Origin of the sequence: Campylobacter concisus, assembly GCF_002914005.1 — a bacterium.
GTDB classification, from domain to species: Bacteria; Campylobacterota; Campylobacteria; order Campylobacterales; family Campylobacteraceae; genus Campylobacter_A; species Campylobacter_A concisus_N.
In genome coordinates this window covers 1-13,381 of the sequence record NZ_POZU01000026.1, presented here as the reverse complement: position 1 = coordinate 13,381, position 13,381 = coordinate 1, and the positions used below count along the sequence as shown (strand labels likewise).

At 32.7% G+C, this 13,381-nt stretch carries 9 protein-coding genes; all 9 read right to left on the bottom strand.

Going from position 1 to position 13,381, the window contains the following annotated elements:
• Nucleotides 1-145: 145 nt before the first annotated feature.
• On the bottom strand, nt 146-481 hold the full coding sequence (locus CYP54_RS09845; RefSeq protein WP_180997320.1) for a hypothetical protein: 336 nt from the start codon (nt 479-481) through the stop codon (nt 146-148).
• Between the two features lie 6 nt (nt 482-487).
• Nucleotides 488-871, bottom strand: coding sequence for a hypothetical protein (locus CYP54_RS02855; RefSeq protein ID WP_141089799.1), 384 nt, complete (start codon nt 869-871; stop codon nt 488-490).
• Between the two features lies 1 nt (nt 872).
• The gene (locus tag CYP54_RS02850; RefSeq protein WP_103604129.1) at nt 873-1,526 is read right to left on the bottom strand and encodes a polymorphic toxin type 30 domain-containing protein; all 654 of its coding nucleotides are present in this window, start codon (nt 1,524-1,526) and stop codon (nt 873-875) included.
• Between the two features lie 696 nt (nt 1,527-2,222).
• Nucleotides 2,223-2,510, bottom strand: coding sequence for a MafI2 family immunity protein (locus tag CYP54_RS02845; RefSeq protein WP_103600761.1), 288 nt, complete (start codon nt 2,508-2,510; stop codon nt 2,223-2,225).
• A 12-nt stretch (nt 2,511-2,522) separates the two neighbouring features.
• Complete coding sequence (locus tag CYP54_RS02840; protein ID WP_103604128.1) at nt 2,523-8,639, bottom strand: two-partner secretion domain-containing protein; 6,117 nt, start codon at nt 8,637-8,639, stop codon at nt 2,523-2,525.
• Between the two features lie 9 nt (nt 8,640-8,648).
• The gene (locus tag CYP54_RS02835; protein WP_103604127.1) at nt 8,649-10,421 is read right to left on the bottom strand and encodes a ShlB/FhaC/HecB family hemolysin secretion/activation protein; all 1,773 of its coding nucleotides are present in this window, start codon (nt 10,419-10,421) and stop codon (nt 8,649-8,651) included.
• Nucleotides 10,422-10,772: 351 nt separating this feature from the next.
• A complete protein-coding gene (locus CYP54_RS02830) occupies nt 10,773-10,994 on the bottom strand; it encodes a hypothetical protein (RefSeq protein WP_103583804.1) in 222 nt (73 codons plus the stop codon).
• 3 nt (nt 10,995-10,997) lie between these two features.
• A complete protein-coding gene (locus CYP54_RS02825) occupies nt 10,998-11,684 on the bottom strand; it encodes an AAA family ATPase (RefSeq protein WP_103604126.1) in 687 nt (228 codons plus the stop codon).
• Between the two features lie 379 nt (nt 11,685-12,063).
• Entirely contained in the window at nt 12,064-13,356 is a 1,293-nt protein-coding gene (locus CYP54_RS02820) for a toprim domain-containing protein (protein WP_103604125.1), read from the bottom strand.
• Nucleotides 13,357-13,381 lie beyond the last annotated feature (25 nt).

The window sequence follows — 13,381 nt, the reverse complement described above, 5'->3', positions numbered from 1 at the left end:
TTCACTACTTGAGTAGTTTCCTACTGCCTTGTAAGCATTGTCTGTTGCTTTAGAGATTAAATTTGATAGTAGTGCATCTTTAAAGTTTGTTTTATAGATGGCAGAGTTTATTGCTGCGTTTGACGTATGTAACTATTATTACTATCTATTCATCTAACACTTCTATCCCACTTGGACAAATTTTTGCAAGTGGGTTGTTATATTCTTGCTGACATTTTTTGCACTTTATGACACCTAGTTCTGCACTTACCTGCTCTGCGTTGTAGCAATGCGGACAAACCACGTAACCATCTACTTGTGTATCTACTCCGGTAGCTTTGATACTTGGATCTTGATAGTCGTTAAAGATTTTTCTAAATTCGCTTTTATAAATTTTAAAATCGATAAAACCAGCAAACTCAACTACATAATTTCTGAACGCAAAACAATATCTCTTATCTTTTTCTCTAAAATTTAGATCATCTTCAAAAATTTCTTGCAAAAGTGGTTAAAAGTTTTCATAATTAAAATTTTCTATACTAAAACCAAATCTTTTTATGATTGCACCGGCAAATTCTCTTGCTTTTATCCAAGTTTTGTTTGAATAAACTAAAGTTTTATTATCTATTTTTTCTATTTCATTCCAAAAATCTATGCCAAAATTTTTATCCATAAATGATTTGAAGTGGCTTATGATTTCTAACTCTCGCTTTGAAAAATATATTTTATTTCTAGGATATAACGCATATTCGCAAGCGTTATATATATCTTGCACCAAGTCTTCTACTGTTTCATATTTATCTGTAGATGGATTAACCAAATACTTATCTTGATGCCATAAAGAAGCTATTCTGCATAAATTTAATAAAAAATATCCCTTTTCTACTAGCATTTTATTTCTCCAAAATAGGATTTCCATAAATTGGTATGTGCGTTTCATTAGCCTTATAGCCACCAATATTTCCAAAATTATCTAAGTAATTTTTATTTTTATCTTGTATTCTTAATATCCAACCAGAATTTGAATTTGTTCCAATTGGGGCTTTTGGATCAGGTCCGTGAATTCTAATTCTTTCAATACCAGCCTCGTCAATAAATCTTATACCATTTCCATTTTTTTGTGCCAACATTTTCCAATCTTTTGGAACTCTTGAAATAATTTCATCCACTGTTGCTCCCTCTAGTTTTGTAAAATCTCCAACCAAATTTGAACTTCCTTGTTTAGCCAACGTGTTAGATGATACAACGACTCCTTTTGAGGTTGCAATCATTGTATTATCATTATTGTTTAATTTTTGTATGTCATTTTTCCCAACCCCATCATTACCACTATTTCCATTGTGTTTTATATTTGTGTTAGAAGTTGGTTTATCTATTTTAGTAACATCACTAGTTACCTCACTAGGCTTTTTACCAACCCTATCCAAAGCTGCTTTTCCAGCTTTATTTGTAACAGCACCAGGACCAGTAAGTCCGGCTATAAATTCAAGGTCCCTTGCAGTTACACTCTCATAATCACCCAATACTGCATCTAGTTCGCTTTTCATAAAGCCGTTATAAATAAGCGTATCTGCATTTGAGATAGTATTTGCTATGCCTTTGGCTGTCTCTTTTGTATCTGTTACTAGATAATAAACTCCTGTTATTGTATCTTTTACAAGATTTATTCCACCTTTTGCAAATCCTGTTGTAAAGTTTGCTATATCATTACTAAGCTTTGTATCTACCTTTAGATTTTTGTCATAGAATTCTCTATTGTTAGCAAAACTATCTAGATAGACATACCTATCCTCATATTGCTTCTTATTTGGATTAAAGGCATTTGTGTTATCTAGGCTTGTATTATAAAAGCTACTTTGCTTTATAAAATTTGTTGCTAGCTCTATATTATATAGATCGTTTGAGCTTAGACTTTGTCTATATGTTTCATTAAATGATTTATCCGTTAAAGATACCGCTGCTTTTGCTAGGATAGATTTTGCTTCATCGTCGCTATAAATTTTATTTGTTGTAGTTTGAAGCTTTGACTTAAAGCTTGCTATATTGTTTTTATTGTTTATAAAGTCTATCTCTCTTTGATGAAGCTGTCTATTATAAGTATCTGCGCTTGTGGTTATTTTGTATCCTGCGTTTGCTCCTTTATCGCCGTTTATGTCATTTAAATTTGGAGAAACTCTACAACCAGTTACAATAAAAATGATAAGTGCTAAGATAAATTTATGAATTTAGTCATTTTCTAATCGTTATCCTTTATATGCCAAAAAATAATTTTGCGGCACAGAAAATAAATTTGGATAATCAATCCTTATTGTTTTTTCATCAATCAAGTATTCATTAAAATCTGCAATAATTAAACTAGAAATATATCCTACATTATCCAAATCATCATCTGTAATATCTCCATTATATATAAATAATAATTTTATTATGTCGTTTTCCAATGTTACATAAACGGCACGCATATTTTGTGTAGTCTCGCCATTTAATGCTCTCTTTGTGGATGATAAAATTTTAGTAATTATTTCATTCATACAAATCCCTTATCAATTTGGATTACTAGGAACAATATGGGCACCATTTTTACCATAATGAACTATTCCTTTTGTGGTAGACAATTTGTTGCCATTTTCATCTATATAATAACCAATTACTTTTCCAAAATCTATTCTTTCTTTTGAACCAGCCAACCCGATTTCTACACTATTCACTTTTTGACCTGTTCCAAATTTTGGCAAAAGATTTTCTACATCTTCTGTTAAAATACTTCTTGTTACGCCATTTTGATTGGCTGTTTTATATTCATTGGTTCCTTGTATATGTTTGTTTTGTTTATTTATATCTATCTTGACACTCTTACCCCCGGCAACAACTATTCCGTCATTGCCATTAGAATTTAGATTATTATTTGTTGTTTTATCTGCCGTTGCACCTTTTTTACTTAAATTTACATTCGATAACTTATTACCTACCTTTATGGCTGCTTTACCAGCTGCTCCAAGAGAACCTATATTTTCACCTAGTGCGTGATAACTTCTATAATTTATAGAACTTTGATCACCTAAGACGCTATCTACAAAATTTTTAGCTATGAATTCTTGTATGTTTGCATTTACATTTTTGGTTGTTAGGATAGGATGATAAAAAGCATTATCTAAACCATTTATAGCATCTACTGGGTGTAAGATAATATTTCCTAAATCAGCAAGTCCTTCTATCCCGCCTACTGCAAATCCACCTAGACCATACATGGTTGATTTTGTATAATCTAATATGCCAGGATTTGTTTTAACGCTTAAATTGTCTTTGTAAAAATCTTCATTGTTATAGGCATTTAAGGCATACATATACCTATCCTCATATTGCTTCTTATTTGGATTAAAGGCATTTGTGTTATCTAGGCTTGTATTATAAAAGCTACTTTGCTTTATAAAATTTGTTGCTAGCTCTATATTATATAGATCGTTTGAGCTTAGACTTTGTCTATATGTTTCATTAAATGATTTATCCGTTAAAGATACCGCTGCTTTTGCTAGGATAGATTTTGCTTCATCGTCGCTATAAATTTTATTTGTTGTAGTTTGAAGCTTTGACTTAAAGCTTGCTATATTGTTTTTATTGTTTATAAAGTCTATCTCTCTTTGATGAAGCTGTCTATTATAAGTATCTGCGCTTGTGGTTATTTTATAGCCTGTGTTTGCTCCTTTATCTCCATTAGCTATACCTCCAGCTATTATGCCTATTAACTGAGATGCTAGTAGGCGTTTGTTGTTATAGGCTTCTATCTCTTTAGTACTCATATTTGATGTATCTTTATGTAGTGCAGAAGAGATTGCTTCATTTACAGCCCCACTTAATGCACCGGCTGCAACGTTTTCATGAGATAGTTTTGCTGAGAGTGCTCCTACGGCTGAGTGAAGAGCTATCTTACCTAGACCTGATTCTTTAAATAGTGAGTTAGAGTTTATATTTGATTCACTACTTGAGTAGTTTCCTACTGCCTTGTAAGCATTGTCTGTTGCTTTAGAGATTAAATTTGATAGTAGTGCATCTTTAAAGTTTGTTTTATAGATGGCAGAGTTTATTGCTGCGTTTGACGTAGAGCTTAGTAAGTCTGCATAAGAAAAAGTATAAGTTGGCGTGTTTATGATGTTGGTATTACTTAGAGTATCTATGCTTGATATGTAGTTACTAACATAGGAGCCTACCCCTGCACTAATGGCTGATTTAGCTAGGGATGATGTATCAAATTTTACCTTGCCATGAGATAAGAGGTTGTTTGTTAGCTGGACTGTTGAGTTTGCTATGACAGCTGTTGTCATGGCTGATATCGCTGCGCCTGCGGTTGAGCTAGCAGCAGCCCCGAGTGCTCCGGCTGCAGCAGCTCCCGTTCCAGCTCCTGCTGTTAGGAATGTAACGATGGCTGTTATTATTAGAGCTCCCATTCCGCTAAGAGTAGTTGTCTTGTCTTCCCACTCTTTAGAATTTAGAACCGCTTTTACTTGATTTATCGTCTCTTCATCTATTGGGGTATTTGAGCTTGATCTTAGCTCTCTTATGACTCCCTCTTTAAATTCCTCTGAGTTTAAAGAGTCATTTATCGCTTTAAAGGTTGTGGCATCTAGTTTATTAGTTATATCCTTGCCATTTAGTGTAAATTTATCTTTTACCTTGATGATAGCTGGGATCTCTACCTCTTCTATCTTGCCCTTATTTTTTACAGTAGCTGTTAAAACTCCTGCGTTATTGCTTAGAGTTGTATTTACAGATGTGCTCTTTGCTGAGACTAAATTTAAAAGCTTTGTATTCACATCTACATTAGCAGCCTCTATGATAGAAGCTAGGGCGTTTATTGTATTTGAGTTTAGACTTATATCTTTTGCCGATAGTGTACTTATGGCAAGGTTATAGTTTGAACTACTCTCTTTGCCATTTGATTTCATTAGATCACCAAAGCCCGAGTCTTTAAATTTAGACGAGCTCTCTAAGCTATATGATGCTGGTAGTAAGTTTATATTATCAGCTTTTATATCTAGGCTCTCATCTGCGCTGATATTTGAGCCTATAAGAGTAGTATCTTGCTTTGAAGTTATGTTTACGTTTTTGGCGTTTAAATTTGAGCTAACAACCTCTTCATTTGTAGAACTAGCTGATGCGCTTTGCTTGCCAAGAATCTTTCTTGCGGTTGATTCTGACTTGGCATTAGAGATGCTATTTGTCGATGAAATTTCTATCGCTTCATTGGCCTTTAAATTTAAGTTCTCTTTAGCATCTACATTTGAAGCTACTATGTTTATATCTTTATTGGCATTGATATTTATATTATTGCCAGCTTTTATGTTAGAGGCTTTAGCTTCTAGGCTATTGCTTTCAAATTTGGTAGATGTTTTTCCTATTACAAATGTAGGTGTGCTAAGTGAGCTAAATTTATCTTTTGCTTCTTTTAGAGGGTTTAGCTTTCTTTTTAGGTCAACAACGATATCTTTTAGCACTTCATTAGGCTTTAAGATACCTACCCTACTACTCTTATGCTCCTCTTTATGGTAGCTTTCATTATTGGTGTTTGATATAGCTATAAGCTCTGCGTTTAAATTTGTATCGATACCAGAATTTAGTTTTGTGCCTTTTAGACTAAGAGCGCTTTTGGCATTTAAATTTATATCATTGCCAGAGTCTATAGTATTATAAACTGCCTTTTTACTGCCATTTGCAACAAGATCAAAGCTGCTCTTATAAAAGGCGTTTGGATTTAAAGATATTTTGCTCTTTTTAGAAGCATGAGAGCTAGCCTCTACATCATAGCCATTTTCAAAGAGGATATTGTTGTTTGAGTTTAAATTTATATCTTTGTCTGATTTTAGCTTAGATGATACTAGATGGATATCGTTAGCTGAGTTTAAATTTATATTATTGCCTGATTTTAGGCTAGTACTTACTACCTCTGAGCTTACGGCGCTATCCATGGTTTGCTTTTTAGAAAGGAGCGATTTAGAGCTATTTATAGCGGTTGCTTCGCTACTGTTTGACTGCGCTGCTAGTATGATGTCACTAGCTTTTAAATTTATATCTTTTAGTGCATTTAGATGAGCTGATGAGACTAAAAGAGTATTTTTGGCATTTAAATTTATGTCGCTGTTAGCGTTTAAATTTGCAGAGCTTACTCTTTTTACACTCTCGTCAAATTTCATACCTTTAGAGCTTACATGATGAGTATAGCTAAACTCATCTGCTTTTATCTCTATGTTATTGCCTGAGTTTAAATTTATATCGCCACTCGTATCTAAATTTGAGCCAGAGACCTTTATATCATTGCCAGCTTGTAAATTTATATCGTTTGTAGCTTCTAGGTTAGAGACTTTGCTAAACTGAGACTTGCTTTGATCTAAGTTGATATTGCTCTTTGCATTTATGTTTAAATTTTTAGAGTTTAGGTCAGAACTATCTATCTCTATATCATTAGCCGCGATGTTAGCATCGCCACTAGTTGATAGCTCTGCGCCTTTTAGCTTTATCTTTTTATCAGCATTTAAATTTAGACTATCAGCCACTACGCTGCCAGCTAGGCTTATGTTGCCTTTGGCGTCTAGGTCTATGTTATTAGCCATTACTAGAGCTGAAGCTTTTAAGTTTTTATCTTTTGCTTCCTGTCTAAATTTACTTATACTCTCGTTTCTTGCTTCATATAAACCATCAAGGATATTTGCTATGTAAGCAGAGTTTATACTATCGAGGCTGTAATAATACCCTTGGTTTTTCACCCTTCTATTTAGGTTTTTAATGATTGGACTATTAAATATAGGCTCAGAGAATTTATCTAGATCAACATTTGCTAGCTTTATATCGTCATTTAGTGCGTAGATTGAAAAGTCCTGCGTGCTTCCTACTATGTTATTGCCCGCTGCAAAAACTGCTGGCAAACCAACATCTGTGTATGAGAAGTTAAAAACTTTTCCTGTTCCGCCCTTAGTTTTCCATCCTCCACCTCTATACCATTTCTTTTTCTCTTTCCACTTATAAACACTATAGCTATTTACATTATTATTTAGCATTAGAGCTATGTTTTCTACATTATCGCTATTTAGCTTTAGATCTCCTCCAGCATATATTACACTCTTATCGTTTAACACATCATTTACATTTAAATTTATATCATTATTAGCTATTATGCTTCCCGGGATGAAGTTAGCTTTATCATCTTCATTTAGAACATCTTTAACTATGCTATATGTGATAGTTCTTTTTTGCTCGTTGTTCTTTGCTCTACTAGTATCTACTAGCACCTCGTTTGTATCATAGTCTAGTCTTAGATTATGAAATATCTTTTGACTGGTGCCTACTAGATGCGAGTCTTTGTGCAAATTTAGCGCATAAAGGGTGCCATCTTTATTTATAGCCTCTTTTAATACTAACTCATTTACCTCGTTTTCATCTAGCTCACTTATATCTTTGCCTAGTTTTTTAGCTAGTTTGGCACTTATTTTTTCTTTTAGCTCTTTTAAATTTACACCAAGCTTATATCTGTTTACTCCCTCTTTATTAAGGTGCATAGTGCCTTGACTACGTACTGTATCTACCCTAGCCTGCGAGCTTGAGTTATTTACTAGCTTTTTAGCTTCTACGTTTATATCTTTAGCATAAATTTGGCTTGATGTATTTGCCAAAGTGTCTGCTTTTATATTAAGATTCTCTTTGGCTGCTATTAGCGCTTCATCTTTGTTTGTTATAGTATTTGCCTCAATCCTAGCCTCTTTATTAGAAGCGATAGCACCGGTGTTTACTATGTCACCATCAAGGCTTATCTCTATGTTGTTATTTGCTATCATTAAGCCGTTATTGTTTACGCCTACTCCATTACTTGTTCCAACTAGTTTGATTTTATTAGCATACATGCCGCCAAGCGCGCTACTATCTAGGCTAAAGCTGTTTTCTTGATTTTTAGCTTTTACGTCGTTATATAGTTTGCCACTACTTGAAGCTACCTCTTTTTCACCGATAATATTTAACTCATTTGCGTGGATATTTGAGTTTATATTTATAGCATTTGAGATCACATTAGTATAGTCGCTGCTCTTATCATTTAGGCCGTCACCTACGATGTCTATTGATTTATCAGATATTAGCTCTATCTCTTTAGGGCTTAGTTTATTGATATTGCCTGTTGTTAGTGTTAGTGAGCGAGAGTTGATCATATTTAGACCATCTACACTTATGCCATTTGGGTTTGCTATGACCACGTCAGCTCTACTTCCGGCTACCTCTAAATTTCCTTTTAGAGATGATTTCTCAGCTGAATTTACCTTGTTTATGATAAGGCTCGCCTCTTTATTTAGCCTATAGTTTGCTTCTATCTGACCAGCTATCTTAGTGTCTATGTTTTTATTAGAGTTATTAAGTATAGTGCCTGTTGAAGGCGTATTAAACCTGCTATATTCGTTCATAGAGACGCCCTTGCTATCAGGGTTTGTGATGTTTATTATTAGCGTCTCATTAGGAGCTTTTAGTATATCAGGGCGGTTGCTAGCACCTGGATCAGCTATGATACTTGGCTCATTTGCTAGTGCTGGCGCGGTACCAAGTAGCAAAGAGAGACTTATGTAGAAATTTAAGCCTATGGTTAAAAGACTAGGCTTTTGCGCATTTGAAATTTGGTTGTTCTTTAGCACATTTTATCCTTAAAATTCGTAGCTTATAATAAAGTTAACATTTGTTGATCTGGTTTCAAAGCTCTTTGGTTTATAAAGAGGCTTAGAGATAGAGATGTCGTAGCTTAGACGGTTATATGCTTTTATATATCCTTTTAGACCAAGGGCATATCCTGCAAGGGTGTTTTCATCCTTTATGCCACTACTTGTCGCTCTTACCATACCAGCATCAACTCCAGCATAGATAGAGTTATTTTTATAGTAGCTATATGAGAGGGTATTTCTTATGATCACTCCGTGGTTCCCAACAAGTGAGCTCTCGCCGTCAAACCCTCTAACACTGTAATACCCGCCTATACTAAATTTATCCTGTAAGCTTAGTTTGTTTAGGCCATATCTTGCGTTGATGTTTAGATCGTAGCTTAGTGGGATTTCGAATTTATATTTGTAGTTTAGGTTTAAATTTATTAGAGCAAATCTTGATGTAGCTTCGCCACTATCTTCTAAAGGATCAGGCTGTGAGTCAAATATCCCAGTGCCCTTTTTATAAGCTAGCCTAGCGCTAAAAGCTTGGTTGTATGAATTCCAACTTGATCTTACACCTATCTCATATCCAGCATTTCTTCTAGCTTGGTTATCTAGCTCGTAGTCTTCTAGGTAGTTTTTATTTTTTCTCTTAAATAGCTTTACGTAAGCGCTATTTTTAAAATTTGAGTCCCTATAAAATGTATAAGTAAGGCTTAGCGAGTCACTCTCACTTCTGCCTTTATATGTGTAAAGATTGTAGGCTGCATTTATGATCTGAGCATAGTCATACTTGCTCTTTTCATATTCAAGCATAAAATAGCCAAATGGAATGCTAAAGCCGTAATAGTAGTTATTTGAAGCACCGTGATCACTTACACCATTAAATTTATTTGTAACTTTATATTTTTTAAGTACATCCTTGCCTCGTGAAAAGCTAAAAATTTCGTTAAATCCAAGTAAATTTAGAGTGCTTAAATTTACCATTGCTTGATATTTACCGCTTTGTTTTGAGCCAAGGTTATCAATGCTAATAGCAGCTTTAAGTGGAAAGCTATCAACTCTAGTGATCACTATATTTGAAAAGCCAGCTCTATTTGAAGGTAGAAATTTAATGCTAACATCATCTTTTGAGACGTTTTGCAGTGACTCAAGAGCTTGCTCAATATCTCTTATATTTGCTACTTTGTTTTTATGAGAGTACTCGCCAAATGCGGTAAACAGACTAGCTCTATTTCTTTGGGTGTCACTTTCATTTATGCTTATGTTATCTATTAAGCCAAGATTTATCACAAACTCTAGCTTGGCATCTTTTAGACTCTTTGTAACTAGGCTCGCACTTGAAGTGATATAGCCACTTTTTATTATCTCATTGTTAAAAGAGTTTATGATTAGATTGATTGAATTTTTACCAATGCAACTGCCTGATCTAAACTCGAATTTGTTTAAAGTATTCTGTAAGATAGAATTAAATTTAGAGTAGTTATCTTTATAAGCTTTTCTTATTATATCCTCATCGGCAATACTATTAGCATTAAAACTAGTTATCTCATTATAATGTAGCAGTAAGATACTATCTATTTTAAAGCATGGAGTTTCGTTTAAATTTAGCTTATCTTCTGAAGTGGGTTTTTCGTTAAGCAAATTTATGTTGGAGCTTTCATTAAATGAACTTGCTATGTTAGCTCTAATCTCCTCGTTGTTTAGTTCATTTTTTTGGCTAATTTCACTAGCAAATAGCAATGCACTCACCATGCATAAAGATAAGATGGCTCTCATCTGTCCTTCCTTGGAATGATTTAATAGTTATATTTAAAAAAATAATTTAGTGGCATTATAAAAGAGTTAATCTTAATTAAATATTAAAATATAATGAGAAAAAAGAATTTTTATATAAAATATTTTAGAAAATGGAACGATTTAGATATATAAATTATGCTAGATATGCTAGAGTCGTTACAATAGATGTAGATACAACTGTTAAATACTTGTTTTACAATAAAATAATACTCGCATAGCGTTAAAGATTTTAGTTTACAATCTCAAACTTAAGCTCATGAGCTTTTTAAATAATATTATATTAATATAATTATAATATCAATATAATATCATTATAGTATTTATATAATACTAGCTAAAAATTTTAAAGCGAATGTATTGATTTATACCCATTCCAATTTTTTCCGCTTCTATCTTTACACGATCAAATTCATCTTGCGTAAAATAAAGTAAAAATGACTTATCTCGTTTTAAATTTTTAGGCTTTTTTGCTTCTGATGTTTCTCCTCTTGCTTGATTTATAAAATTTTCTTCACTAGTAGCTGGAGTTGTATTTACTTTTTTAAAACCCATTTTTTAATCCTTAATATTTTCTTTTACAACTTGTAATAGCTCGGCATAAAAACTTTCGAAATCTTCAAGCGCCCTATCCCCATTTTTGCAAAATTCGCTTAAACTATTGCCATTTGAAACCGTTTTTCTATAAGCTTGTCTTTCGTAAATAACAGAGTTTAATAAAAAGACATCACTTAAATTTCGCTCCTTTTTTGCATCATCAATATATTCGCGCATGCTTTCAAGCTCTTTTGCCAAAAAAGGATTTGGAGAAACACGGTTTACAAGAATAAGCGTAAGTAAATTTTCGTTTAATTCCTTAGCCTCACTACTAAGATCAAGCATTCGGTCAAGAACACTCACGTCATACTGCGATGGTATAGTTGGTATAATAAGCACATTTGATGACAGCATAGCTTTACGCATCTCTTTACTATCACGACCGCCAGTATCAACTACAATAGAGTCAAAGTTATCTCGCATACGCTTTATTTCATCACCCAAGCTAACGCCCGTCTTTGATACACTTGAAAAAAGTGGCTTTAGATTCGACTGGCTTCTGATATCTGAAAAAACTTCAGTTGAGCGCTGTGGATCAGCATCTATCAAAAGAACGTTATCTCCATCCTCGGATAGTCTGGCTGCTAAATTTACAGCAAGTGTAGTTTTTCCACTGCCACCCTTTTCATTTACGATAGATATGACCATTTTTAATCCTTTTCTTTTTTGTGGAATTATATCATAAAAATATCTTTTTCATATCTATATATTTTTATATAAATATTATTATCATATTATTATAATATTTATTTCATATAATCTCTTTAGTTAGGAGTATAGATAAGAATTATAAATATTAATACACAAAACACAAATTTGAGAATACTTATTCTGCTATGATAAAAGATATAATTAATTAGTAACCCTCTATACAAAAAAATAAAAATAGGTATTTATTAGCAGGCAATACAACCACAAAAGCGATACATAATTTTCAAATCACGATAGAAAGCATTATTATTTTATATAATATTATTATAATATCTAAATCATATAAAAATAATATTATATAAGTATATTTTAGATATTATAATAATATTTCTAATTGACGCCCTACTTCGTCAATTCCTCTGCTATTATACAAATCATTAAAGTCACTATATCCACTAGAAATTTCTGTATCATTAAAATTTGGAATACAGACACTTACATTTTTAAAATTATTTTTAATCTGCATTGCTTTATCTTTTCCAATATTAACCCCACTCTCTTTTTCTTTCTTAGCATCATTATCAGCAGCAATTATGATGCGTATATTACAAAACCTTGTAGAAAAATTCTGAACTACAAATTCTAAATTGCCCACATCAAGTCCAACTATTACAGGCATCTTACAAGCTTCATGAACACTTGCTGCAGTGGCGAAACCTTCACATATATAAATTTTATTATATTTTAATAAAGCCTCAATATTAAGTTTAGCTGAATTTTTGTTATAAAGATCCATATCGTTACTTATAATAAAAAAATTTCCTCGCTTCTTAGCAAGAAGTTTTTTACCATTTTTCTTTTGCTCATTTGAAAGTAGGGCGCCTATCATCTTATTTCCATTTGGAAATATCCGTTGAAGAGACCAAAATTTTTCGTTGATATCAAAAAGTGGCATAAGAAGATTTCCAAATCTATCCTGTTTCAAACCATAGTTTTTATATACTCTTTTCCTAACAAAATAGGCATGGTCTAAAGCAGCAAAATTTGCAGCCAAAAACTCATCAAGTAAAATTTTAGCTGTTTTTTTATATTCGTCTTCTAATTCATTCTCTCTTTGTAACTGTTTTTGAATAAAAACTGTATTGTCATTTGCTAAATTCTGAGTTTTTTTACTATAAATAAGTTTATCAGAATAGGGTAATATGTCTAATTTCTCATATTTCCAATTACTAATAAACCCAGTTTTAAAATTTTGTATAAACCCGGCTGGTGTACCATCTAAATAACAAACATACGCACCACTTTTTTGCGCACCCTTATCGCCATCTACTCTAACACGTCGCAAAATTCCATCCATTATTGGCGTGTCTACTTCAAGCCCAGCCGCATTTAAGGCAGCTTTAAATTTTAAAGATACGTCAGTAATATCAATTTGGTATTTTTGAAAACAGGGCACTTTCAACTTTGTAATACCATCTGATAGTACAGTTTTTTTACTAGCTCCTTCTTTTTTATTTTTTTCAAGTAGATTTACTAATGCCTCAAAATCAAAAGTATCATAAATAAACCATCTTTTTTCATCACTATCCCACATAGCCCCCATTGTTTTTGCAGTATTTTTTAGAGAGTAGGGTACATCAATATAAATTTTTTTTCTTTTCCTTGGCATATTAAAAACCTATCATATTCATAGT

Coding starts and splice junctions, on each gene's coding strand:
- CYP54_RS02835 (WP_103604127.1), bottom strand. CDS start 10,421: ATGAGAGCCATCTTATCTTTATGCATGGTGAGTGCATTGCTATTTGCT.
- CYP54_RS02820 (WP_103604125.1), bottom strand. CDS start 13,356: ATGCCAAGGAAAAGAAAAAAAATTTATATTGATGTACCCTACTCTCTA.
- CYP54_RS02845 (WP_103600761.1), bottom strand. CDS start 2,510: ATGAATGAAATAATTACTAAAATTTTATCATCCACAAAGAGAGCATTA.
- CYP54_RS02855 (WP_141089799.1), bottom strand. CDS start 871: ATGCTAGTAGAAAAGGGATATTTTTTATTAAATTTATGCAGAATAGCT.
- CYP54_RS02850 (WP_103604129.1), bottom strand. CDS start 1,526: ATGAAAAGCGAACTAGATGCAGTATTGGGTGATTATGAGAGTGTAACT.
- CYP54_RS02825 (WP_103604126.1), bottom strand. CDS start 11,684: ATGGTCATATCTATCGTAAATGAAAAGGGTGGCAGTGGAAAAACTACA.
- CYP54_RS02830 (WP_103583804.1), bottom strand. CDS start 10,994: ATGGGTTTTAAAAAAGTAAATACAACTCCAGCTACTAGTGAAGAAAAT.